This window comes from Mesorhizobium sp. BR115XR7A (assembly GCF_020165315.1).
Taxonomy (GTDB): Bacteria; Pseudomonadota; Alphaproteobacteria; order Rhizobiales; family Rhizobiaceae; genus Mesorhizobium; species Mesorhizobium australicum.
This window is the reverse complement of record NZ_JAIUHW010000002.1, coordinates 116,220-140,769: the sequence shown is the minus strand read 5'-3', so window position 1 is coordinate 140,769 and position 24,550 is coordinate 116,220. Positions and strand designations below refer to the sequence as shown.

The window sequence follows — 24,550 nt, the reverse complement described above, 5'->3', positions numbered from 1 at the left end:
TTAGATGGGCCGCCGCTCTTCCCTCGTCATCGCCCTCTTCCCATGGGGCGACGTCGTGGAGGAATTCCTCGATCCGATAGGATTGCGGCTTAAGGATTTCGTCGAACAGATGACTGGCGGCTGGCTTTTCGGTTACGCCTCCGCTCTGCAATTGGCCGGGCATAGGCCGGTCATCGTGTGCGCTTCCGAGCATGCTTCGCAGATAGAATGCCACTACCATGCCGGCACGGGCGCGCCGATCTGGATCGTTCCCGGCGCGCGTGCGCGTCAAGGTCACTCCGCAGCGGCTCACAGTCTGCGGCGCTGGTCCGCGACGCCGCTCCCGGCATTCCGGAAGGTGCTCGCCCGATCGCAATGTGATGCAATTCTCGCTCAGGAATATGAATATACGCGGTTCGATGCGCTTGCCTGGCTGGCAGTCCGTATGCGGATTCCGCTCTATGCAACGTTCCAGGGCGGCGACCGGACGCTCTCCTGGATAGAGGCGATCGCCAGGCAGGCTTCTCTCCGTGCCTGCAGCGGACTGATCGTCGCATCGGCAGCGGAGCGTGAACGCCTCGCCAAAGCTTACCCGCACATGGCGCTCAACATCGCAAATATCCCCAACCCCATCGATTGCGGAGAGTGGATAGCAATCGAGCGTCGGCAGGCGCGGCAAGATCTCGGTTTGGCGAGCGGGAATTTCATCGTTGTCAACCACGGACGCATCGACGTTCGCCGGAAGGGGCTCGATGTGCTCCTGAACGCATGGTCCCTCTTTTCGGGCGATGCTTCGTCCGAACTGGTTATCATCGGCTCGGGGCAGGACCGAGACGTTTTTGCCAGGCTGTTGAGCGAGGCCGCTCTACCCAATGCGAGATGGCTTTGCGACTACACCACGGACCGGGCTTTGATACGGCGTTGGCTTTCGGCGGCGGATGCCTATGTCACAGCGTCCCGCACCGAAGGTATGCCCGTTGCGCCGTTGGAGGCGATGGCCTGCGGCCTTCCGATCGTTGCCACCGACGCACAGGGCCTACCCGACATCTTGGCAAACGGCGAGGCATCCGGCGGCCTCATTGTTCCAAGGGACGAGCCGGCGGCCATTGCACAGGCGCTGAAGAAACTTAACGACGATCCGATTATGCGAGAGCGCCTCGGACAGGCGGCGCGAAAGCGGATAGAGGGAAATTTTTCGCTCGGCGCGGTTGCTGGCGCACTTGATCGCTTGCTGACCGCGCGGTAGCCCACATGCGCTATATTTTTTCCAATCGGCTGCGATACCAAGCCAGTGCTGTCTCGACGATCCTGTCGATGCCCGATTGTTCGGGCACCCAACCGAGTTCCCGCTCGGCCTTGCCGGCCGCGGCAACAAGCGCTGGCGGGTCGCCTGGCCTGCGCGGCCCGTAAGCCACCGGAAGCGGTATCCCCGAAGTCCGTCTGACGGCGTCGACCAGTTCGGCCACCGTTGTACCGGCTCCGGTTCCGAGGTTGTAGACGTGGACGCCCTTGTCCCGGAGAAGCTTCTCCCCTGCCAGGACGTGGGCGCGCGCGAGATCGACAACGTGGACGTAGTCCCGCACGGCGGTTCCGTCGCGGGTATCGAAATCGGCTCCGTTGATGACGAAGGTGCGGCCTGGCCTCACTGCCGCCTCTATGGCCAGCGGGATGACATGTGTTTCCGGTTCATGCTTTTCGCCGATTTCGCCGTCGGGGTCGCATCCGGCCGCATTGAAATACCGAAGCACGACCGCATTGAGGCCACGAGCAAGCGAGATATCCTCGACCATTCTCTCTATGATGAATTTGGACCAGCCGTAGGGATTGATGGGCGACTGCCGATGCGTTTCGTCTATCGGAGACCGCGTCGGAATCCCGTAAGTCGCGCAGGTGCTCGAAAAGATCAGCTTGTCCAGGCCGGCCTTCAGCATTTCCTCGAGCAGGACCAACGTGCCGAAACTGTTGTTTCGGTAGTAAAGCTCCGGCCGCTCGACTGACTCGCCAACGTAAGCGTAGGCAGCGAAATGCGCCACGGCGTCCGGCCGATACTGGTCCAGGGCGGCCCCCACAGCCGCCGCGTCGGAAATATCGCCTTCGATCAACGGTCCCCATTTCACCGCGTTGCGCCAGCCGCGCGAAAGGTTGTCAAAGGCAACAACCGACCATCCGGATTCGGCGAATGCCTTGCAGCAGTGCGACCCGATATAGCCGGCCCCGCCAGTGACCAGGACCGTCTTCATTCGGCTGCGGCGGGCCGAATGTGCCCAGATGAAACCACGTCCTCGAAATACGCAATGGTCTTGGCAAGGCCAGCACGCAATGCAGTTCTTGGCTTCCATTTGAGTTCGCGGGAAGCATATCGGATATCGGGCTGCCGCTGCTTTGGATCGTCGACGGGTAGCGGCGAAAATCTGATTTTCGATCGGCTTCCGGTAAGTTCGATCACCAGATTTGCGAGCTCGAGCATCGTGAATTCCGCCGGGTTGCCGAGATTGACAGGACCGGTGATATCGTCGGCCGTCTGCATAAGGCGTACCAGACCGTCAATGAGGTCCTCGACATAGCAGAATGAACGCGTCTGCTGGCCAGTGCCATAGACCGTTATCGGCTTGTTTTGCAGCGCCTGCACGATGAAATTGGAAACGACCCGGCCGTCGTCGGGACGCATCCTTGGACCGTAGGTATTGAAAATACGGGCTACCTTGATCCTCAGCTTGTGCTGTCGCCAATAGTCGAAAAACAGGGTCTCGGCACATCGCTTGCCTTCGTCATAGCAGGAACGAGGGCCAATCGGGTTCACTCTGCCCCAATAGTCTTCCAATTGCGGATGCACTTCGGGGTCGCCATAGACTTCGGAGGTGGACGCCTGCAGAATCTGTGCGCCAACCCGCTTGGCCAGGCCGAGCATATTGATCGCGCCATGGACGCTGGTCTTGGTCGTCTGGACGGGGTCGGACTGATAGTGGACGGGGCTCGCCGGACAGGCGAGATTGTATATTTCGTCAACCTCCACGTAGAGTGGAAATGTCACGTCATGACGAATGACCTCGAACGATCGATCATCAAGGAGATGAGAGACGTTTCTGCGGCTTCCTGTGAAGAAGTTATCTGCGCAAACTACCTGATGGCCCTCAGCAAGGAGCCGCTCGCACAAAAATGAGCCCAGGAAACCTGCGCCGCCTGTCACCAAGATTTGTTTCGCCTGCTGCATTTTCAGGGTCTCCGGCTTAATCTTAGACATGACTAATATAATAACCTGACGCAGGGCCATATGCCACCGGCCTGCTTTCAATTTACGTTACGGGCAAGACATTGTTCTCGATGGACCAGGGGCTACGATTATCGCTCACAGGCGGCCGGAGCGTCCTATTTGCACGCCAGGGCAGCCCTTCTGCAGTCAAAGCTGGACATCAGGCTTTCCCCTTGATGGGGCGCCTGCTATTTCGAACGCGTTCACAGAAAGTGCCACGCGTTCGGACAGCTGATTAGCGGATCAAGGTGATGAAGAGCGACACACTCTCCTACCCTCCACGTGGCATGTCGCGGGATGAAGCTGCCCGCTACGTCGGCGTAGGCGTAACAGAATTCGACCAGATGGTCTTGGACGGGGGATGCCAAAGCCAAAGAAAATCGACAGTCGTGTGATCTGGGATCGCCTTAAAACTGGAGGCTGCGTTCGCGGATCTGCCCGGCGAAGATGACGACAATATCGTCGACTTTTCTCTTGAAAGGGATTCATCGAGGGCAATAGTCTGGTTCTGCCATGGAACAGCGTCTTAACCCCAGGTGTGTCCTCCTATAAGGATCGTCATGGGAAGTCGCGCTGGCGCTACCGCGCCAATGAGCGCCTGGTGCCGCTGCCTCCCCGAACGAGAGAGGTTTCAAGGAAGCTATCGGGCTGCTGTCGAGGGTGCAAGATCCGAAAAGGGCCGGTTGTCACAATGCCGGGCTGCTTTGCCAGGAACGTTCGGAGTAGCCGAAAAGAGATTGAAGGCATCGGTGAAGTGGCTCGCTCATGATGGCAGCACGAAATTCAAGAACAGCCGCCTGATCGAGGAATTTCTGGCGCTGCGGGTCGTCGCGGGCCATCCGCTGACATGGCGCGACGTGCCCGTTAAGAACTTGCGGCGCGGCCACGTGAAGAGCTTCTAGGGCACTTCATCGCGACACCACACAAGGCCAAGCTCCTGCTGGTCGCGATACGCAAGCGCGTCTATGTCGCGAAGAGACTGGACTGGATTGAAATCGATCCTACCGCGGCAGTCGAGTGGCGTCCTGCCTACACGGGCTGGAAGGCTTGGCCTAATGAAGCAATGCAGAAGTATGAGCAGCGCTGGCCGCTGGGTACGGCTGCGCGCACCTGTCACGGGCTGGCGCTCTGGCTAGGCAATAGCGCTGGTTTTGTAGCGAGGCCGAGGCGAAGGCCGCCGGATGGTGACGAGCAAGGCGATGACGAAGGAGGGCAAAAAACCTAGCGTCTGGGATAGGCAGCGGTTCGCAACACCACAGCCCTGTTGAATGGCTGGATCGATGAGCTGCGAATCACTGCGGCGCGCTACCGCCGCGCCGGGGGTCGCCGTAACAGCATGAAATCATAGTTGATCCTTACGCGGCTCGATTCGGCCGCGTTAACGATGGTTGTTCGGGTTTGTTTAAATCGCAGCGCAGAATGTCATCGCATGTGGAAGATCAACCCGATTTGCGCCGCTCTTCTGCTGACGCCTCTCGCTTTCGCTGTCGCATTGTTCGTGCTCGCCACAATCTCAGACCGGACGCATCCCCCTCAGCCTGATCCCAGGTTCACGTCGTCTATTCGATAGGGGAGGATGCACGCTGTCGCGCGTCTCGTGGCCATACTGTGATTCTTGTGTGAAAGATGACTGCGGTATGCGGATGTTCAGCCGCGGCCATTGCCAATTTTAGCGGACCGCGCACTAGTCGCCAGCATGGTGGCTGGACACGTTGAAATGGTCCTGTTTGAGCAATCGATCGCCGATAGCGATGGCTTACAGCGACCGTTTTCCGACAGGGTGGCCGATGCTGCGGATAAAACGGCGGGATCTGTCTTGTTCGACGTCCGCATCGATGGGGACGCCAACATTCAGCGGATGGCCGCAATAGGGTACGGTGAAGCGGATGCGGCGATAGTCGTGCTCGAGAAGGGTGGCCGCCTCAGATGCGCGTTAGTAAATGGTGACGCTTCTCATTTCGTCGCCGAACTGGCTGCTTGGGAATCTTCTCCGCTGAGGGAGCATGTGCGCGCTGAGTGCCGCGGAACCGCAATGATCCTGCTGGCTAAGCTCCGCAGTTCCGGATACTTCAAATAATCAGCGATTCACCGAGCTGCCGCCCAAGGGGTTGCGTAGCCGTGACATCCATATCCAGACTTTATATCGGCAACGTCAAGGTCAGGAGGCGATAAGGTGAAACGCCGAATTTCTTGCCCGACTCAGGATCGCAAGCCGTCCCAGAGCGTTACAGGTGGAAGGTCGTGACGACGCAACTGCTGGAACAGGGGAGACGATAATAGCAGACAACAAATTCGAAGCGAGGCGCCGCAGACCGTCGGCAGGTCTCCAGCGGTGAAGGCTACGAGGGCAATTATTTCGCGCGCAAGTACGTATCAGCCGAGAGCAGGCCGAGGACCTGATTACGCGAGTCGGCAACGATCGCGACATGCTTAATGGCGCGGCGGAGAAAACGAAAATAAGCTGGGTATTCGGAATGACGCATCGCACAGTTCGGTCTGAACAAGGTCAACTCAAGTGAGCAAGTCAGCTTTGCGTCGGCCCACAATCAAAGGATCTCTATCTCCCGGTGCGAAGCCGGCGTCCGACGGCGCAGCCAAACTCGCGCCGCCGGCATTCCGGCCGGTCCAGCTCGCAAAACTGGTGGACACGGTTCCTTCCGGCGACCGCTGGATCCACGAAATGAAATACGATGGCTACCGTATTCTTGTCGCTGTGGGCGGCGGCGAGGCGCGCGCCTATACGCGCTCCGGTCTGGACTGGTCGGACCGCTTTCCCTCGATCCTGTCCGAGGCACGCAGGCTTAACGTTCGCTCCGCCCTCATCGACGGAGAGGCTGTCGTTATCGACACCGAGGGGCGATCCAGTTTCCAGGCGCTGCAGAACGCGTTGAAGGCTGCTCCCGCGAGCATCGATTTTTATGCCTTCGACCTGCTCCAACTGGACGGGGAAGACCTGACGAGACTGCCGCTTCTGGAGCGCAAGGGGAAACTGGAGACCATCCTGCCAGCGAAGAGCCCCATCCTTCGCTACTCCCATCATATCCAGGGCCGGGGGGAAGAATTGCTGAACCGCTTCTGCGGCGCCGGCCTCGAGGGGGTTGTCTCGAAGCTGGCGGATTCGGACTATGTCGGAGCCCGCGATGGAAGCTGGCTGAAGATCAAGTGCATCAAACGTCAGGAATTCGTGCTCGTCGGCTGGACCCCGTCAGACAAGGATCGCGCCTTCCGGTCGCTGATCCTTGGGGTCCATGATGGCGGAAAGCTGCGCTATGCCGGCAAGGTCGGGACCGGTTTCGATGCTGCCGAGATGGCCCGTCTGATGAAGACCATGGCGCCACTCGAGCAGAAGGCCGCCACGGTCGAAGCGCCGCGGGCGGAGGTTCGCGGCGCGCACTGGCTGCGTCCCAGGCTTGTCGCCGAGATCGCCTTCACCGAGATGACCAATGAAGGAACACTGCGGCATCCAAGCTATCTCGGCCTGCGCGAGGACAAGAAACCGGAAGCGGTCGTGCTCGAGACGGAACACCGCACAGCGACACTGCCGCCGCCGGCAACGACAACGACAACGACAACGATCGCGATTAGCAATCGCGGCCGCGTGATCTACCCTGAATCCAACATCACCAAGGGTCAGCTTGCCGATCATTACACCGAAGTCGCCGGGATCATGCTTCCCTGGGCCGGCAGCAGGCCGATCAGTCTTGTCCGCTGCCCACAGTGCCGAGCAAAGAAATGTTTTTTTCAAAAGCACGACGCGGGGAGCTTCGGCGACAAGGTCCATCACGTCGGGATCACCGAAAAGGATGGTCACGATGAGCCCTATCTTTACGTCGACGACGCCGAGGGGCTTGTGACCTGTGTCCAAATGGGAACGATCGAGTTCCACGGATGGGGAGCGCGCATCGAAGACGTCGAGAAGGCCGACCGCCTTGTCTTTGACCTGGACCCGGACGAGGGATTGGATTTCGAGGCGGTTCGCGCTGCCGCATTCCAGTTCCGCGACATGCTGAAATCCCTTGGGTTGACCACCTTCCCGATGCTGACGGGCGGCAAGGGCGTGCATGTAATCGCGCCGCTCACGCCGCGAGCTGAATGGCCTGAGGTGAAGGGCTTCGCCTCAGGCCTTGCACAGGCGGTCGCGCAGAGCGACCCTACCCACTTTACGGCCGTGTTGTCGAAGGCCAAACGCAAGGGACGTATCTTCGTCGACTATCTGCGCAACCAGCGCGGCGCAACGGCGATCATGCCTTATAGCGCTAGGTCGCGGCCAGGAGCCCCGGTCGCGGCACCGGTCACCTGGGCGGAGATGAAGACAATCGATGCGCCCTCCCATTTCCATGTCGGCGATGCGCCCGAGTTGAAGAAGCGCGCCGCATCGAAGGCCCTCGCGGGATGGGGCCGGGCCGATCAGTTCCTCCCGGATCTATAACGCCATGAAGATCGCGACCTACAACGTCAACGGCCGCCTCCCGGTGCTGCTGCACTGGCTGGAAATGGGCCAGGCTGATCCTGCAATTATGGTGCTGGGCGGCAAGAAACAGGACTGGATGCCAGAAGGCTGCGGAGACGCTGTTCCGGCGCTCAGTGGAATTGGGATGGGATGAAGCCAAGGGCGGCTTCTTCTACACGCTGGACTGGCCCGACAAGCCGGCATTCCGGTTCAACCCCTGGTGGCCGATCGCCGAGGCCGCGGGCGCGGGCTCCTTTCTGGTCGAGCACCGCCCGAGGGCCTTCCATGAACAATGGTGCCGGCGCATCTGGAACACCATCGCCGTGGCCTATATAGACCGCGAGCATGGCGGACGTTCGAGGAGCTGGATGAGGGATTGCAGCCGGCGCATTCGCTGTTCGGCAAGGCCGACTTGTACCACGCGACTGCAGGCGTGCGTGACACCGCTCTATCCGGCGCAAGGGAGCCTAACGAACGTGATCAGCAAACGACATGACGATCCCCCAACAAAGATTTCTTAGCCCGTACCGCAACCGCAACTCACCGAGGCGGCTGTGACTCGAATCAGGACCACGGCGCCTTTACTCTCTCCCGACATCACAACTCCTCTGGAAGAACATGTTTATATTTTTGCAACATCTTTTACGTTGCTTGGCGCGGCCGGAAGGGGCTATTTACAGAACGAAAGCTTGGCCTTGCCTATCAATGCCATATGGGCGGTAGATCATTGTTCATGAAATCCAGCATCGACCACCTTCCTCCCCCGAAGCAGCGTGAGCTCAAAAAGGCAGTCGAGCTACTGCTTGGGGAGTTCGATGACGCTGTGAGAGGAGGAACCGCCGATTTCAAGAAGCGCGGGCGCATTCTGAAGATCATACTCTTTGGATCCTATGCCCGCGGCGGCTGGGTCGACGAGCCGCATACCAAGAAGGGCTACCGTTCCGATTTCGATCTGCTGGTGGTGGTCAACAATCGAAAGCTGACCGACTTCGCCAGCTATTGGCAGCCTGCAGCCGACCGTATGATGCGTGAGATCAATACGCCCGTCAGCTTCATCGTCCACTCGCGCCGGGAGGTGAACACGGCACTAAGAGAGGGCCGATATTTTTTCGTAGATATTCGGCGTGATGGGATCGTGCTGTATGAGCTCGACGAAGAGGCCCTCACGAACCCCGTCGCTTCGGGGCCCGCGGAGGCTTTTCGACTGGCGGAGGACTACTACACCGAGCGACTCCCGCAAGCTAGAACGTTCGCCGAAGGGGCGGACTTCTTCGCCGCCAGAGGAAGGCTCAAGGAGAGCGCGTTTCTCCTTCATCAATCCATCGAGCAAGCGTACGCGGCATTGTTGCTAGTGCTGACGAACTACAGCCCCGCCTCTCACAACTTAAAATTTCTTCGGAGCCTCGCCGAGGATCAGGTCCAGGAACTTGCCGAAGCATGGCCTCGTGACCAACAGCGCTTCGTCGCCTGGTTCAACGTTCTTAATGAGGCTTATGTGAAAGCGCGCTACTCGCGACATTTCGAGATCACGAATGAAGCACTTCAATGGCTCGCAGAGCGCGTCTCGGATCTTATCGATCGGATTGAATCAATATGTCGATCCCGACTTGAAAATCTGAAAAAAGAGGCAAGCACCGCAGCTCAGGGCTGAGAGCAAGGCAGTCTCAATTCCAGACTGCCCTTTTGTGCAATTTTCGGAGCACAAAAGCGAACATCCGGCATAGCTTACGTGTTTCCGATGCTACAGCTCCGGTTCCATCCGGCGAACCGACGGTTGGCTGAAGCGGAATGTGCGCTGTCGGAGACATTTGCCACAAAACCGGCCTTGCATGAATCACGTGAGGGCGCAATCAAGGACCGAACCGGCCACTGCCTCAGTCAACTTTGATGTTCATCGTGATTTTCGAGGTACCTGAGCGCTCGGCGCTTTTCCCCGTAACAGTGAAAACAAAGGTGTCCGTACCGCTGTAACCACTTTGGGATTGATAAGTGAAGCCTGATCGGCTTGTGGCACTAGCTACGCCGTGTTGAGGAGCGGAAATGATTTTCAGACTTGAGTTGTTACTGGTGCCATGGGCATAGACGGGGAACGCACATTTTTGGCCGCTATGTGCCATTGCGCTGCCGGTACCGTCCGTCCGAAATAGAACCGCAGTCGCCACGGACACGAGTCCGCGTTCGCAGGTCCCACAACGCCCGAACTTAGAAGGCTAGAAAAAAGGAGGACAGCAAACGTGTCTGATCGCATGGAGATACTTTCTGGCTGGTGTTGGATGATGTGCTGTCAGGATTTCGCGGGCTTGCGCTCGTGGGTAACTGGACCTCGTGCTTGGCATTTTCACATGTTGGAGACGCGTGCTGCCGCTGCTGCCACATCATCTCTCCTTGAACGCTTCGTTGGACATCTTAGCCAAAGGCGAGACTAGATAATCGATGATGCGACGCTCGCCGGTGCGAATTTCGGCAACCACGCTCATGCCGGAGGCGAGCGGGATGTCGGCACCGTCGACGACAATGCTGTTCTGATCGAGTTCTATGGTGATGGGGAACACAAAGTTTGGGGTCGCCCCCGGCGATGCGCCGGCGGAAGCTGTAGCCTCGTTGGCGGCTGCGACCGCATCCGCCAACTGCCGCTTAGCCTCCTGTTCTTCAATGGCTCCCGCCGCGATCCGAACGATATGGCCACGCACGGTGCCGAAGCGGGTGAACGGGAAGGCATCCACCTTGATCACAGCGGATTGGCCAAGTGTAAGAAATCCGATGTCGGTGTTGGGAACCAAGGCCTCCACCTGAAGGCTGGGTTTCACGGGGGCTATGGTCATGATCTGCTGGCCGGTGGTGAAGACTTGGCCGAGCGTGGTGGCAGCGAGATCTTGAACGATCCCGTCAACCGGCGCACTAAGCCTTGTGTGCGCCAATTGCGCATTGGCCTTGTTGACCGCTTGGGCTTCGTCATCGCCGTGCTTCTCAGCGTCAGCCAGCTTGCCAGCATAATCGGCCAGGAATTCTTCCACCGCCTTGCGCTTGTCGCTGAAAGTCTCGTCAAGCGTCGCTTGTGCCTCGGCTAGCTGTCCTGTGTCAGAAGCGAGTTGTGATTGAGATTTCTCCAGCTCCGCTTGGGCATCATAAAGGTTGATCTTGCTATCGACCTGCCTAACCACGGATTCTTGGCGCATGCAGCGGCCTGGGAAAGGGTTTCAATCAGGTCATTCTCATGACCGATGCTCATATGCAGACGCGCCAGGCTGGCTTGTCTGCCCATGGACTGCTTGTCGAGGCTCTCCAATGTCGAGGCCAAAACCGCAAAATCGGCTTGAAGCTCCGTCTGCTCGCGTTGCCGAGTTTCCGATGGGATAGAGGCGTTCCACCGCACATCCGCCGAGGCTTGGATAACTGGAACCAAAGGTGCCGAAGGCGCCGTTTGGGATGGATCAGACTGCAACTTCACCGCCAATCCCTGAATCTGCCCGATGGCAAATCGCCTGCGGGCGATCTCAGCCTGGGCTGCATAAAGTTCGCTTTGGGCCGCGTCGAGCTCGGCCCGGCTCTCTGCTGGGTCGAATTCCACGAGGAGATCGCCAGAATGAACATTCGATCCCGGCTCGACATGGATGGAAGCGAGCTTGCCCGGATCGATGGCTTCAATGACTTTGGCGTGCCCTAAGGCCTCAATTTTGCCCGGGGCAACGGCATCGACATCGAGATGGCCGATGAAAGACCACAGAATGGCAGCCGCCGTGAAGGCGCAGATAGTCATCATGAACGCGGTTGCCACTGGCGGCGTGGGTGTCTCCAGAATTTCCAGAGCGGCTGGCAGGAACTGCAGATCACGCCCCCTTATCTGGCCTGACTGGTGCGCTTGGCCGGTTCTCTCCTTGTCCGCAGTTCCCGGAGTGTGGTTCATGCTGGTCTTGCCTGCTCCATTTGCAACGTCCACAGCCCGGCATAAAGCCCCTTGGGATTGTTCACGAGCTGGCTATGCGTGCCGCTCTCGATGATCTCGCCCTTGGCCATGCCGATGATCCGGTTGCAAGGCCGCAATGCCGCCAAGCGATGGGCGATAATGAGCACAGTCCTCCCTTGCGCGATCGCATGCATATTGTCCTGAATAATGCGCTCGCTCTCGTAACGAACGGCTGAGCCGCTTGAGCGCTGCCTTGTAGCCGCCAGCGAAAATAGTCAAGCCTGCTCTGCGGTTCAATCGCAACGTTTCGGCCGCTGGTATCAGACGCCGAGTTCATATGCGCGCACAACGCGCGTGCAAAGTCCGATCTAACTCCTCAATGGGCACCGGAATCGCCAGCTGTGGCTCGTGCTTGAGGATCTCCAGGACGAGGCGTTCGGGGCTGGCTGCATCGGCCAGATCGATGCGGCTGATGTTCATTACTTAGTGCGGCTCGCCTTGAGACGCTCGGCCAGCAAGGCGATGGTTTCCCGGTGGGCCGGCGAAAGCTCGCTGAGATTGCGGTACCGCCGCTCGACATCACCTGGCCGCGCGCAATGACGGTTTCGACAGGGAATTCCGTGAGATCCGAGGTCAAGACGAGGTCGGCGCGCCGTCCGGGCGTTATCGAGCCCAGTTCACGCTCCATGCCGAAAATGCTGTGCGGTATTCAGGGTTGCCATCTCAATCGCGGTGATCGGTTTCAGTCCCTGTGCGATAGCATGGCGCACGAAACGGTTCATTCGGTCACCGCCTTGATTTGCGCCGCCACGTCGTACCAGGCGGAGCCGAGCCGCAACATGGCGCGCATGCCCTGGCGCACCCGCGCAATGCAGTCGGCCAGGCTGGTGCCTTCATGATCGTCGGACGGACCGGCGGCGACATAGGCATGGAAGGGCAGGCCGAGATCCTTCGAGGCATAGTGTCCACCCACTGTCTTGCCTGCTGCCTGCGTGGCGCCGATCTCGGCCAGCATGTCGCCATTGCCGGCGACAACCCCCGGAAAGTTCATCATCTCGCCGAGGCTGACGATGTTGGGCCACGCCATTGCTTCGCGCACATCGGCGGGACCGAGACTGGCACCGCGTTCTCGAGGCCCGTCGCGCTCGGCACGCAACTCGGCATCTGCACGAACACGTTGATCGGCAGTCCGGCCGCTTCGTCGTGCATCAGCTTGACGCCCGCCATGCCGAGGACGTTGGCGATCTCATGCGGGTCGATGAACATCGAGATAGTGCCGTGCGAGATAACTGCGCGCGCGAACTAGGTGACGGTCACCATGCCGCTCTCGACATGCATATGCGCGTCGCAAAGGCCAGGCAGCGCGTAGCGGCCCTCGCCGTCGATAACCTGCGTCGCGGGACCGACGGCATGGTCGGCATTCGGGCCGACGAAGGCGAAGCGGCCGACGGCAATCGCAATATCCATTCGGGGGATAATCTCGCCCGAATGGACATTCACCCAGCGCACGTTGCGGATCACCATGTCGGCCGGCGTGCGCCCCATGGCGACATCCACCAGCCGCGGCGCAAATTCGAACCACCTCTTGATCATCTGTTGTTTTCTCCTCCGGAGCGCGCGCCCGCAAAGGGGCGCACGACCTCGACGCAATATCTCGGCGAACTGTAGGCGGCGCGCTGGCGGTAATAGTCCAGGCAAAAATCGAGGAAGGCGGCGAACTTGCGCGACAGGTAACGGCGTCGCATGTAGAGAAGATTGATCGCAACCAGTGGCGAACGCCATTGCGGCAGTACCGGCACCAGATCGCCGTTCATGCACTCGATCTCGGTGAAGAAGGCTGGCAGATAGACGATACCCTCACCGGCCACGGCGAAATATTTCAGCATCCAATAATCGTTCGCCATGCACTGCGCGGTGGGCGTGAAGTCGACCGTTTCGCTGCCGCGCTCAAGGTGCCAGGATTGCACGCCGCTCGGCCGGCGGAAGGCGACGGCCCGGTGGCCTGCCAGGTCCGCGGGCACCGACGGTTCTCCGAATTGCTCAAGGTAGCGCGGGCTGGCGTAAAGGCAGAAGGAGGCTTCTCCGAGCTTGCGCGCAATATAGTCCGAATTCGCCGGCTCGCCCCAATGGAATATGCCGTCAAAGGGTTGGTGCTTCTCCGGCGCCAGGAAATAGCCGAGCGAAAGGAAGATCACATCGACATGCACCTGCGGATACTGCTGGCGGAAGGCGAACAGCAGTTCCGAGGTGAAGGAAGTGCCGAACTCGCCGGTCGAGCCGATCGTCAGCGTGCCGGCGATATCGTGACCCACCTCTGAGATCGCCGCCTTGGCTCCTTCGCAGCTTTCCTTGATACGTTGCGCATGGTCGAGGAACTCGGCCCCGACTCGCTCAAATGCAGTTCCCGGCCATCGCGCACAAAGAGTGCGACACCAAGCGAATCCTCCAGCGCGCGCACTTTATGGCTGAGGCTGGACTTGGGCAGCCCATACAGTTTCGCGGCGTGCGAAAGCGACTGCGCCTCCGCCACTTTGATAAAATAGTCAATCGCTTCGAAATCCATCGATCGTCCAAGAATTTGAACGGTCCGTTCAAAATTGACCTGAAACTGCCGTTTGCATGGACGACCCTAATACGACAGGATGAGAGCGCGCAAGGTGGGATTTTGGCCGCTGACAAGCTTGGTCCCGAGCCGGGCGAGACGACACGAGCGGAGATGAAGTTGTCCGATATACGCGAATTCATCCGCGCCGGCCGCGCCGAGTATAAATCGACGCTTATCGTCAGCGGCGGCACGCTGGTCAATGTCGCTTCGGGTGAGATCTATCCGGCCGACGTCGCCATCTACAATGACCGCATCGTCGCTGTCGGAGACGTCTCGGAATATCGCGGCCCGGAGACCCAGATGATGGACGCTACTGGATATTTCCTCTGCCCTGGCTTGATCGACGGCCACCTCCACGTTGAATGCTCCAAGATGTCGGTCACCAGCTTCGCCAAGGCGATCGTGCCGCTCGGCACCACTTCGATCGTGTCAGGGTTGGACCAGATTCTTGTGGTGTCCGGCCTGGAAGGCGCCCGCGAATTCCTCGACGAGGCCAAGGGAACCCCTCTCAAGATCTTCTGGGGCGCGCCATGCAAGACGCCCTATACGCTGCCGCGCTCCAATGTCGGCTACTATTTCGGACCGGACGATCACCGCGCCACCCATTCCTGGCCGGAATGCGTCGGCATATGGGAGACAGTGCGCGAATTCGTCGACACGATGGACGAGCATGTCTTGCAGGCGGTCGAGATCGCCGAAAAGAGCCGTCTGCCGATCCTCGGCTGCTCGCCGATGTGCCGCGGCAACCGGTTGAACAGCTACCTCCAGGCCGGCGTGCGCGCAGACCACGAGAGCTACACAGCGGACGAGATGCTGGAGAAGCTGCGCAAGGGCATGCATGTCGTCATTCGCGAATCCTCCATTTCGCATTTTCTCGAAGAGAACCTGCGCATCGTCACGGAGATGGGAATAGCCGCGACGAGCCGAATCAGCTTCTGCACCGATGATGTGGTCGCCTCCGATATCCTGGCCCGCGGCCATCTCGACAACATGATCCGCATGGCGGTCGCAATGGGAGTTCCGCCGCTGACTGCCATCCAGATGGCGACCATCAACGGCGCCGAGGCGTTGCGCATCGGCCAGAAGGTCGGCTCGATCTCGCCAGGGCTCGCCGCCGATATCCTGCTGGTCAAGGATATCGCGGATTTCCGTGTCTCGTCCGTGATTGCGAAGGGAAAGCTTGCCGCTCGCGACGGCAAGCTCGTGGGCGATCTTGCGCCGCCTGCCCGCAGCGCACTTGTCACCGACACATTCAAGGTGGCGCCCGTTTCGCCGAAAGACCTTTTGGTGCGCGCGCCCGGAGCAGGCGACAAGGCCGCCGTGCTGACGATCGCCGTGACGCCCGACAAGATTTTCGTGCGCACGCGGCGCGATGTCCTGTTGCCGGTTCGCGGCGGCTATATAGAGGCCGATCCATCACAGGACGTGCAGTATCTCACCGTCGTCGAGCGCTACGGCCGCACGTCCAACCGGCCGGTCGCTTTCGCTTCCGGCTTCGGACTGCGCTCGGGCGCGCTCGCCACTTCGACGGCGCCCGATGACAACAACATCGTTTGCGTGGGCACCAATCCAGACGACATGTCGTTGGCGATCAACCACATCATCAAGAACAATGGCGGCCAGGCGGTGGCGGACGGCGGTCGGATCGTGTCGTTCCTGCCGCTGCCGATCGGCGGCATCGTCTCGGACATCGACCCTGCGGAGATGGCCAAGAAAGAGCAGGAACTCGATGACGCTGCGCGCGCGCTCGGCTGTAGGCTGCCATGGCCTTTCATGTATATGTTCGTGCTGCAGATTACGGCCATTCCCGACTTTGCGATAACCGATCTCGGCCTGATCGATTGCATAAACCTGACGGTGGTAGATCCGTTGAGCCAAGCTTCATAACCGGGAACGCTAGAAAAGGGAGGGAACCATGCTGAAGAACCTTGTCGTCGCTGTTTCGCTCGTGGCCGCGACGTGGCTGGCGGGCGGCGGCAGCGCACAGGCCGAAGAGCCGACCAAGCTCAGGATCGCCGGCATTCTGTCGGCGGGCAAGGAAGCGCCGTGGGAATCTTCCTTCGTGAGTTCTATGGACCGCGTCATCGCCGCCAAGCCGCACGGTCTCGACATCGAGGTCAACTACACAGAGAACGTTTCCGATAATGCCGAGCAGGTTTTCCGCACATATGCGGAGACCGGCGAGTACGACATCCTGTTCGGCGACACCGCCTATGTCGATGCAATCGAGAAGTTGAAGGAGGAATTCCCCAACACGATGTTCGTCATGAGCGGTTCGGGCAATCGCGGCCTTGGCGACAATGCCTATTGGATATTCGTCCATGCGCACGAGCCCGCCTATGTCATGGGGCAACTGGCCGGCAAACTCACGAAGTCGAACGTCGTCGGCGCCATCTCCACATTCCCGGCCGAAGACACCAACGATCAGATCAACGCCTTCTTCGCTGGCGCCAAGGAAACGAACCCCAAAGTGAAGCAAAAGATCACCTTCATCCAGTCCTGGTTCGATCCGGCCAAATCGAACGAGGCGACCTCGGCGCAGATCGCCGCCGGCGCGGACATGGTCTACCAGATGTCGGGCGCCTTCGAGGTTTGCGAGGAGCGCGGCATAGGCTGCTTCGGCAATTATGTGGACATGTCGAAAGTGGCGCCGAAGTCGATCGTCGCCTCCACCATCGTCAAATGGGATCCGCACATCAACTGGATCATCGACGAATGGTGGACGGCAAAGACCACGAACGCCAAGTTCGACGCGCCGAAGGAACCAAGGTGGTTCACCTGGCAACTGGGCTCGGGAGACCTCGTCCTCAATCCCGCTTGGGAAGCCAAGATGCCCGACGACGTCAAGGCGCTGGCAGCTGAAACGGCCAAGGCCATCCAGGGCGGCGGGAAGAAAATCGAGCTCGATCTGAACGAGCCCAAATCGGACTAACAAGAAGGGTGTCAAGCCGGGCCGATCCGAGATGAGCAAGATACCGCGCCTGTCGGTCCGGCACCTGACGAAGCGTTTCGCTGCGCTTATCGCCAACGACGACATCTCGCTCGATGTCATGCCCGGCGAATTGCATTGCCTGTTGGGAGAGAATGGTGCCGGCAAGTCGACACTGTCGTCCTGCCTTTACGGGCTCTACCAACCTGACGCGGGCGAAATTCGCGTAGACGGCAAGACCGTCCAGCTACGCTCGCCGGGTGAAGCCATCCGCGCCGGCATCGGCATGGTGCATCAGCATTTCGTCCTCGTTCCCGGCTTCACCGTGCTGGAGAATGTGGCGGTCGGCACGGGCTCCGGCTGGCGGCTGGGCCGGGCCGGGGCTCTCTCCAGGATCAAGGCGATCTGCTCCAGCTACGGCGTCTCGCTCGATCCGCACCAGCTCGTCGGCGACCTTTCGGTGGGCGAACAGCAATGGGTCGAGATCGTCAAGGCGCTCTATACCGGCGCCAGACTGCTTATCCTCGACGAGCCGACGGCGGTGCTGACGCCTGAGGAATCGCGCCGCCTGTTTGCGATCTTGCGTCGGCTCACCAGCGAAGACCTGTCGGTCGTGCTGATCAGCCACAAGATGGCGGAAGTGATGCAATCTGACCAGGTCAGCGTGCTGCGCAAAGGCAGGCTGGTCGGAACGGTCGTAACCTCCGATGTCAGCCGCGACCAACTCACCACCATGATGGTCGGCCGCTCCGTTGCGGCGCCGGCGCGCGCCGCAGATGCGAAAGCGCCGGGCGGGACGGTGCTTTCGGTGCGCGGGCTCACGCAGCTGCGCGATCAGAGGCCCGTGCTGGACAACGCGTCTCTCGACATCGCAGCCGGCGAGATCGTCGGCATTGCCGGCGTTTCCGGAAATGGCCAGGACGAGTTGTTCGAGTGTCTCGCCGGCCTCACCCCGCCCGATAGCGGCACCATCTTGCTCGATGGCGAAAAGCTGCAAGCGTGCTCGCCGGCGATGATGGCGGCCAAAGGCCTTGGCTACGTGCCTAGCGACCGCTTCCGCGACGGGCTCGTTGCCGATCTCGATATCGGCGAAAACCTCGTCCTCGGCCAGCAATGGCAAGCGCGCTGGCGCAATGGGCCATTCATCGACGCCGCGGCGCTCGACGCGAACGCGCGCACGGCGATCGGCGCCTATTCGATCGCCGCAACCGGCCCGTCGGCATCCTCTCGCAAATTGTCTGGTGGCAACGCGCAGAAGGTCATCCTCGCCCGCGAGTTCGCCAAGGCGAACCGGCTTCTGCTGTGCAACCAGCCGACGCGCGGGCTCGACATCGGCGCCACCGAGTTCGTCCACCGACGACTCCTACGCAAGCGTGTCGAAGGCTGCGCCATCCTGCTCGCGAGCGAGGAACTAGAGGATCTTTTCGCGCTTAGCCGTCGTATATGTGTGATGTTTCGCGGCCGCATCCTTGCGGTGCTCGACACTGAAAAAGCCACCTATGACGAAATCGGCAGCCTGATGGCCGGCCACGGGAGCGAGGCTGCGGCATGACCGACTTCAACCTCGCGGAGTGGCGCCTCGAGCGCCGGCTGGAACCGCGTCCGACGGCGCGCATCGTTGCGCTTGCCTTGGCGGCGGCAGCGGCGGTTCTGGTGTGCAGTCTGCTTTTCACCGCTGCGGGCGCCAGTCCAGAGGCGGCCTTCGCGGCTCTCCTGCAAGGCAGCTTTGGCTCATTGCGCGCTGCCGGCGAAACGCTGGTCAAGGCCACGCCTCTGATCTTCACCGGCCTTGCCGCGTGTGTCGCCTTCCGAGCGCGCATCTGGAACATTGGCGCCGAAGGCCAGGTTTTTGCCGGCGCCATGTTCGCCTATTGGTTGCAGCACAACCTCGCCGGCTTCTCGCCTTTCGTCCAGATTCCCGTGGTCATAGCCGGTGGCATTGTCGGCGGCGCACTCTATGCTGGCCTTGCGGGCGTGCTGAAGACCGGCTTCTCGGTCGATGAGGTGATCTCGACCGTCATGCTCAACTACATCATCGTCTACGTCCTTTCGCTGCTGCTGCTGCGCGGGCCGTGGAGCGAGGCGGGCGCATTCTTCGAACAGACGCCGAAGGTCGATCCGGACTCGGCGCTTCCGCTGCTGTTTTCCGGTTCGCGGCTGCATTCCGGCTTCCTGCTGGCAATCGTGACGGCTGGGCTGGTTCATGTGTTGTTGACGCGCACGCCGCTGGGCTATGAGATCAAGGCTGCCGGCTCCAATATGCGCGCACTCGATGTGCAGGGCACCAACACCCGGAGACTGACCCTGGTGGTGCTCCTGGTTTCCGGCGCGCTTGCGGGGCTCGCGGGGATCTCGGAAGTCTACGGCGTGCACTACCGCCTGAAGGCGGGCATCGTAGCAGGCTACGGCTACAGCGGCATCATCGTCGCCATCCTCGGCCAGTTGCATCCGCTCGGCGTCATCGTCGCTTCGGTGCTGTTCGGAGCGTTGCTCAACGGCGCTACGCTCATGCAGATCAAGACGAGCGTACCCTCGGCGCTGATCTACGCCATCCAGGCAATCCTGCTTCTGTTCTTTCTCGCCGGCTGGGCGGCGTGCAATTTCCGCCTGCGGAGGGTCGCTCGTGCTTGACGCTCTCCTTCAGGCTGCAGTTCTGACGAGCGTGGCGGCGGCCACCATCCGCATCAGCACCCCTCTCCTGCTCGCCGCACTTGGCGAACTCGTCGCGGAGCGCAGCGGCGTCTACAATATGGGTCTCGAGGGCATGATGCTGATGGGAGCCTTCACCAGCTATCTTGCCGCCTATGAAAGCGGATCGCTGTGGCTTGGCGTCCTCGCAGCCGGCCTCACCGGCGCGCTGATGGCCCTCGTCTTTGCAGTGCTGGTGATCACGCTCAAGGTAGAGCAGATCGTCACCGGTCTTGCCATCAACCTGCTCGGCGCCGGCCTTTCCACCTACTGGTTGCGTTCCGCTTTCGCTGGCGACGGCAAGACGCCGACCATCCCCTTCTTCGCCGATACGCCGATACCGGGGCTGAGCGAAATACCGGTGCTCGGCCCCATTCTGTTCGACCAGCGGGTGCTGACCTATATCGCCTTTCTGATGGTGGCGGCGGTTTGGCTCTTCCTGTTCAGGACGCGCTATGGGCTGATCGTCCGTTGCGCCGGCGACAATCCCAAGGCCCTCGATGTGAAGGGGGTGAAGGTGGCGCCGGTGCAATATGCAGCCGTGGTCTTCGGCGGCCTGATGGCGGGCCTTGCCGGCGCGTTTCTCTCCGTCGGCCAGGCCGCGCGTTTCGTGCCGGAAATGACCAACGGGCGCGGCTGGCTGGCCATCATCATCGTCATCGCCGGCCTGTGGCGGCCCTACCCGATTTTGGTGGCGGCGCTGGTGTTCTCCTTCCTCGACGCGCTGCAATTGCAAATCCAGGGCATCGGCATCGCCTTTCCGTACCAATATATGTTGATGATGCCTTATGTTGCGGCGATCGTCGCACTGATCATCCGTCGCTCGCGGACCAGCGCCCCAGCCATGCTGGGCGTGCCGTACACGCGGGAATAGTGAAAGTCGGCTTCATTCCAGTGTTGCGACGCGGCCTACCTCGTTGGCCCTTGGCATCGACCTTGCCCGAGCCATCTGGAGCCGTGCCCCCTTGCCGGGCCAAACTCTGTGTCGAAGCGACCGGCGGCGCTGCCATCCGGAATATCGTCGCGCCGCCGCTCTAAAATTAGCTCTTTTTAGATCGCCTCGTCAGCGCCGCGCGGCCCGCGCCCCGATCGGGTGAAGTTGGCAAGTATTTGCGTAAGGAGCCAGCCGACACGCGCCAAGTGATCGTCGACACCACGGTGGAGCCGAAGAACGTCATGTTCCCGACCGACGCTAAGCTCAAGCGGGCCAAGGCGCTGCGCAAGCTCAAGACCTATCTTGGCCGCACCATTTGCGACACCTCCCGCCGGATCGCCGGCCAAGCGGAGCTCGAGGCGAGCTTCAAATGGCCGCTCTACCAGGCATCGGCGGTTCCGCAACAACGTCAGCGCCAGCGCGGCCGCAAGATCTACAGCCTGCACGCCTATGAGGTCGAGTGCACCGGCAAAGGGCAAGGCGCATGCCCCTTACGAGTTCGGCTTTAAGGTCTCTCTCGCCACCACGCTGCAGCGTTCGAAGGGCGGCCAGTTCGATCAAGTGTTTTGTGGATAGCATCGCACTTTGCTAATATTGCCGTCACTGCACTCGGCGAGGAATCGCAGCATGTCGGAGAAGGGTCGGGTCGCGTTGCCGGCGGCGCCGGTGGCAACAGGCTTTCTGGGCGGCAACGGCAACAATGCGTCCGAAGCCCGGCATGAGCGCCGTATCCTGACCGCGCTCTGCTACGACCTGGTCGGATCGACCGACCTTCTTGCCATCCTGGACATCGAAGAGTTCGAGGAACTGATATCAGCCTTCCAGCGGGCTGCGAGACAGGCGGTCGCGTCGTGCTCGGGCGCCGTCCAGGTTGAGGCCGGCGATGGTGGCGTTGCTTTGTTTCCTGCCGAAATAGACGCCAAGGACGCGGCATCGCTGGCGATCCGGGCCGGGCTCGAAATCATCGACGCCTGCAGGCGCGTCGGTTCGGACAAAGGCCGCGCCGATTTGCATGTCCGGGTCGGAATTGCGACATCGATGACCCTGATCCAAAAGGGTGATGCCGACATCGGTCATGACAATGTCACCGGTCCTGCCTTCGCGATGGCCACGCGGCTCCAGGCCATCGCGCAGCCGGATACGGTGGTGGTCTCGGACGCGACGCGCAACCTGGCGCGCCGGTCGCATGTGTTCAGCTTTAGGGGCACCCATGCGATTAAGGGGTTTGCCGAGCCGGAGCTGGTCTGGCGCGCGCTGAGTCACAAGCGCGAGGTCGACCGCTTCTTCGCCTTCGGGCGGCTGAGCAGTCCGCTCGTTGATCGCGAGGCCGAGCTTGCCACGATCGCCGAAGCATGGGACAGCGCCGTTGCGGGAACCGGCGGCGTGGTGGTGATCGAGGGCGAGGCCGGGATCGGCAAGTCGCGCATTCTTCACGAAGTGCGCCGGCGCACGCGTCACCAGCGCGCGAAACTGCTGCTCTTCCAGTGCACGCCCGGCGGTTTGCGCTCGGCGCTGCATCCGCTGCTACAGAACGTACGCGGCGATCTCGCCGGCAACGAAGGACAGCTGAGCGCTGCCGCCGTGGCGGAAGTATTCCGCGATCATGACGTCCGCGATCCCGAAATCATCGACATCTTCTCGTTCCTGCTCGGCGCTGCGGGAGCCGATCCGATGCTCAAGGAGATCGACGCCGAGGCGATGCGCGCGAAAGCCAATTGGGCGGTTCGCCACTCGCTCGAAGCCCTGTGCGCCAGCGGGCCGATCGTCCTGGTGGTCGAGGACATCCATTGGATTGACCTGACGTCGAGACAATTGTTGGCTGAGCTTGCACAGTCGGCCCGTCACTTCCGGGCGCTTGTCATCGCGACCACGCGCCCTGAATCCGGGAGATGGCTGGCAGCATCGAATCCAAGACATATCTCGCTAAAGCCGCTCAACCGCGAGCAAACGCGGCTGGCGATCGCGGCCATGTGGCCGCAAGGCAAGCCGTCAACTTCCCCGGAATTGCTCGACGTGGTGGAACGCGTGACCGGAGGCGTCCCGCTGTTCATCGAAGAAATCTGTCAGTGGATGACCGAGAACGCGGCCTCGGCAACGGATCGGCTGTCGCAAACCGCGACGCGCAGTCATGCCTCGGTGTTCGAAAGCGTGATCGAGGCCAGGCTCGAAGCGCTGGGGCCGGCACGCGAAGTCGCGCGCGCCGCGGCCGTCGCGGGCAATCGTTTTAATCAGGAATTGCTGCGCGCGCTGTTGCCGGAGCTCGACGACGAAATCATCGCAAACGCGCTGGATTCGCTGAGCGAGGCCGGGTTCCTGATCCGCGTGCGGCCTTCCGGCGTTCCGATCTATGGCGTGCGCCACGCGCTTATCCAGGAGACGATCTACAACGCAACGCTGCGCAAGAGACGGCAGGCCTTGCATCGCCGCCTGTTTGCCGCGGTGAGCCGCAACCGAAACCTGGCCGGGTGGCTGGGCACCGCCGAGGTCGCCGAGCACGCCGAGCGCGCAGGCCTTCTGGAGGACGCGATCGCTCAGTTCGTGATCGCAGGCACGGAAAGCTCGTCCCGCTCTGCAATGGCGGAAGCGAGGCAGATACTCGAGCATGCATTGGCGCTCTGCGAGCGCGTTGCGGCAGCCGACACGCGAGACGCGCTGCGGCTATCGGCAATGATCGTGCTCGGTCCCATCCTGACCGCTGTCGAAGGTCCGAACTCGGCGCCCGCCCGCAAATTGTACGAGGACGGCGTGGTGATCGCCCGGCGACGGCCGGTGGGCGAGCGGGCCAAGTGGTTCCCGATCTACTGGGGCTGGTGGTTCACGGATACCGTCATGGACGGCGAGCGCGCGGAAGTCGTGCTCAGCGATCTCAGGGATGTCGAGGATGCCGAAGTGCAACTCCAGGCCAGGCATTGCGTGTGGGCAATCGACTTCAATCTTGGCCGCCACGACCGCTGCATCGCGGCCGTCAACGCCGGACTGTCGCTCTATGAGCACGGCCAGGGCAAAGCCAATGCTGCGTTGTTCGGCGGGCATGACGCGAGGGTCTGCGGGCTCGCCCACCGCGCCTTGTCGCTGTGGTTCGTCGGAAAGCCGGCAAGCGCGATCTATTCGATGTCGGAAGCTAGGAGCTGGGCGCAGCAAACCGGACATGCCGGCAGCATCGCGCATGCCTACCTCAACGAGGCGATGCTGCATTGCTATCGCCGCGATTTTTCGATGCTGCGAAGCGTGATAGCGGATTTGCGCCACTTGACGGAGCGCCATTATATGCCCGCCCTGGCCGCCGCGGCGCAAATCTTCGAAGGCTGGTGCGACGGCAACGCCGGCCAGGTCGAGAGCGGCAGGGAAAAAATGCGGCAAGGCCTTGCCCTCCATGGCGCGTTCCAGACGCCTGAGGACGAACCGGTCTATTGCAGCATGCTGGCAGAGCTTTTGACACGAACCGCCGAGGTCGATGAGGCGCTCGCGCTGCTGGGCTCGGCCGTGGCGCAGGCCGAGGCCGGAGGCAGCCGCTTCTGGCTGGCGGAGCTCTACCGGCGAAGGGCGGAGCTACTTCTTCTCCAGGGCGATGCGGAGGCGGACATAATCGCTGCCCTCGAAAAGAGCATCGCCATAGCCGCGGAGCAAAGCGCTGTGCCTTTCCTCGTCGGTACATACGAGACCCTTCAATCATCAGGCCTGTCACCTGAACTGTCGTCGCGCTATCGCGATCGGGTCGAACGTGCGAAATCCGCTCTCGAGCCGGGCGCCGCGCTGATCGTCAATCCCGAATCGGCCGTTCGGCACTAGCCGGCCCTGCAAGAGTATCCGC

Annotated in this window: 20 protein-coding genes and 4 pseudogenes; 14 read left to right on the top strand and 10 right to left on the bottom strand. The window is 61.0% G+C overall.

Annotated features, from left to right (window positions below; genetic code table 11):
- Positions 1 to 4 precede the first annotated feature (4 nt).
- Positions 5 to 1,225, top strand: coding sequence for a glycosyltransferase family 4 protein (locus tag LB557_RS04855; protein WP_224642370.1), 1,221 nt, complete (start codon positions 5 to 7; stop codon positions 1,223 to 1,225).
- A 10-nt stretch (positions 1,226 to 1,235) separates the two neighbouring features.
- Here LB557_RS04855 and galE read toward each other — a convergent pair whose 3' ends face one another.
- Positions 1,236 to 2,219, bottom strand: coding sequence for a UDP-glucose 4-epimerase GalE (gene galE / locus LB557_RS04850; RefSeq protein WP_224713016.1), 984 nt, complete (start codon positions 2,217 to 2,219; stop codon positions 1,236 to 1,238).
- The gene (locus LB557_RS04845; protein WP_224642368.1) at positions 2,216 to 3,190 is read right to left on the bottom strand and encodes a UDP-glucuronic acid decarboxylase family protein; all 975 of its coding nucleotides are present in this window, start codon (positions 3,188 to 3,190) and stop codon (positions 2,216 to 2,218) included. The genes galE and LB557_RS04845 overlap by 4 nt, the downstream gene beginning before the upstream one ends.
- 290 nt (positions 3,191 to 3,480) lie before the next feature.
- Here LB557_RS04845 and LB557_RS04840 point away from each other — a divergent pair.
- From LB557_RS04840 to LB557_RS04815, 6 genes and pseudogenes are all read left to right on the top strand, one after another.
- Positions 3,481 to 3,759, top strand: a pseudogene (locus tag LB557_RS04840) (hypothetical protein).
- Positions 3,760 to 3,966: 207 nt separating this feature from the next.
- Positions 3,967 to 4,131, top strand: coding sequence for a hypothetical protein (locus LB557_RS04835; protein ID WP_224642367.1), 165 nt, complete (start codon positions 3,967 to 3,969; stop codon positions 4,129 to 4,131).
- A 794-nt stretch (positions 4,132 to 4,925) separates the two neighbouring features.
- The gene (locus tag LB557_RS04830; RefSeq protein ID WP_411970521.1) at positions 4,926 to 5,306 is read left to right on the top strand and encodes a hypothetical protein; all 381 of its coding nucleotides are present in this window, start codon (positions 4,926 to 4,928) and stop codon (positions 5,304 to 5,306) included.
- 438 nt (positions 5,307 to 5,744) lie between these two features.
- On the top strand, positions 5,745 to 7,658 hold the full coding sequence (gene ligD / locus LB557_RS04825) for a DNA ligase D (RefSeq protein WP_224642365.1): 1,914 nt from the start codon (positions 5,745 to 5,747) through the stop codon (positions 7,656 to 7,658).
- A gap of 74 nt (positions 7,659 to 7,732) precedes the next feature.
- Positions 7,733 to 8,200 carry an AGE family epimerase/isomerase gene (locus LB557_RS31830; RefSeq protein ID WP_224642390.1) on the top strand — a complete coding sequence of 156 codons (468 nt, stop codon included), beginning with the start codon at positions 7,733 to 7,735 and terminating at the stop codon, positions 8,198 to 8,200.
- 212 nt (positions 8,201 to 8,412) lie between these two features.
- Entirely contained in the window at positions 8,413 to 9,330 is a 918-nt protein-coding gene (locus LB557_RS04815; protein WP_224642363.1) for a nucleotidyltransferase and HEPN domain-containing protein, read from the top strand.
- Between the two features lie 223 nt (positions 9,331 to 9,553).
- Here the strand turns inward: LB557_RS04815 and LB557_RS31825 are convergent, their stop codons facing one another.
- The 8 genes and pseudogenes from LB557_RS31825 to LB557_RS04775 form a co-directional block, all read right to left on the bottom strand.
- Positions 9,554 to 9,796: an Ig-like domain-containing protein gene (locus LB557_RS31825; RefSeq protein WP_224642387.1), complete on the bottom strand. Its 243-nt coding sequence runs from the start codon at positions 9,794 to 9,796 to the stop codon at positions 9,554 to 9,556.
- Between the two features lie 258 nt (positions 9,797 to 10,054).
- Positions 10,055 to 10,693: an HlyD family efflux transporter periplasmic adaptor subunit gene (locus tag LB557_RS04805; RefSeq protein WP_318013329.1), complete on the bottom strand. Its 639-nt coding sequence runs from the start codon at positions 10,691 to 10,693 to the stop codon at positions 10,055 to 10,057.
- A 50-nt stretch (positions 10,694 to 10,743) separates the two neighbouring features.
- Complete coding sequence (locus tag LB557_RS04800; protein WP_224642361.1) at positions 10,744 to 11,583, bottom strand: biotin/lipoyl-binding protein; 840 nt, start codon at positions 11,581 to 11,583, stop codon at positions 10,744 to 10,746.
- Positions 11,580 to 11,819: pseudogene (locus LB557_RS04795) on the bottom strand (type I secretion system permease/ATPase); the annotation flags it as partial. The pseudogene LB557_RS04795 and the gene LB557_RS04800, both read right to left, overlap by 4 nt.
- Before the next feature lie 97 nt (positions 11,820 to 11,916).
- Positions 11,917 to 12,063 (bottom strand): hypothetical protein, encoded by a 147-nt coding sequence (locus LB557_RS04790; RefSeq protein WP_224642396.1) that lies wholly within the window; start codon positions 12,061 to 12,063, stop codon positions 11,917 to 11,919.
- 85 nt (positions 12,064 to 12,148) lie between these two features.
- A pseudogene (locus LB557_RS04785) lies at positions 12,149 to 13,176 on the bottom strand (amidohydrolase family protein); the annotation flags it as partial.
- Positions 13,173 to 13,895, bottom strand: coding sequence for a substrate binding domain-containing protein (locus LB557_RS04780; RefSeq protein WP_224642360.1), 723 nt, complete (start codon positions 13,893 to 13,895; stop codon positions 13,173 to 13,175). The pseudogene LB557_RS04785 and the gene LB557_RS04780, both read right to left, overlap by 4 nt.
- Positions 13,868 to 14,146: a LysR family transcriptional regulator gene (locus LB557_RS04775; RefSeq protein WP_224642359.1), complete on the bottom strand. Its 279-nt coding sequence runs from the start codon at positions 14,144 to 14,146 to the stop codon at positions 13,868 to 13,870. Before LB557_RS04775 ends, LB557_RS04780 begins: the two co-directional genes overlap by 28 nt.
- A 159-nt stretch (positions 14,147 to 14,305) precedes the next feature.
- Between LB557_RS04775 and LB557_RS04770 the strand changes: the two genes are divergently transcribed.
- The 7 genes and pseudogenes from LB557_RS04770 (at position 14,306) to LB557_RS04740 (ending at position 24,528) form a co-directional block, all read left to right on the top strand.
- Complete coding sequence (locus LB557_RS04770; RefSeq protein ID WP_224642358.1) at positions 14,306 to 16,075, top strand: adenine deaminase; 1,770 nt, start codon at positions 14,306 to 14,308, stop codon at positions 16,073 to 16,075.
- Positions 16,076 to 16,103: 28 nt separating this feature from the next.
- A complete protein-coding gene (locus tag LB557_RS04765) occupies positions 16,104 to 17,120 on the top strand; it encodes a BMP family protein (RefSeq protein ID WP_224642357.1) in 1,017 nt (338 codons plus the stop codon).
- A 31-nt stretch (positions 17,121 to 17,151) separates the two neighbouring features.
- Entirely contained in the window at positions 17,152 to 18,669 is a 1,518-nt protein-coding gene (locus LB557_RS04760; RefSeq protein WP_224642356.1) for an ABC transporter ATP-binding protein, read from the top strand.
- Complete coding sequence (locus LB557_RS04755; RefSeq protein ID WP_224642355.1) at positions 18,666 to 19,748, top strand: ABC transporter permease; 1,083 nt, start codon at positions 18,666 to 18,668, stop codon at positions 19,746 to 19,748. Before LB557_RS04760 ends, LB557_RS04755 begins: the two co-directional genes overlap by 4 nt.
- Positions 19,741 to 20,679: an ABC transporter permease gene (locus LB557_RS04750; protein ID WP_224642354.1), complete on the top strand. Its 939-nt coding sequence runs from the start codon at positions 19,741 to 19,743 to the stop codon at positions 20,677 to 20,679. Before LB557_RS04755 ends, LB557_RS04750 begins: the two co-directional genes overlap by 8 nt.
- Before the next feature lie 245 nt (positions 20,680 to 20,924).
- Positions 20,925 to 21,294, top strand: a pseudogene (locus LB557_RS04745) (IS5/IS1182 family transposase); the annotation flags it as partial.
- A gap of 72 nt (positions 21,295 to 21,366) precedes the next feature.
- Positions 21,367 to 24,528: an AAA family ATPase gene (locus tag LB557_RS04740; protein WP_224642353.1), complete on the top strand. Its 3,162-nt coding sequence runs from the start codon at positions 21,367 to 21,369 to the stop codon at positions 24,526 to 24,528.
- Positions 24,529 to 24,550 lie beyond the last annotated feature (22 nt).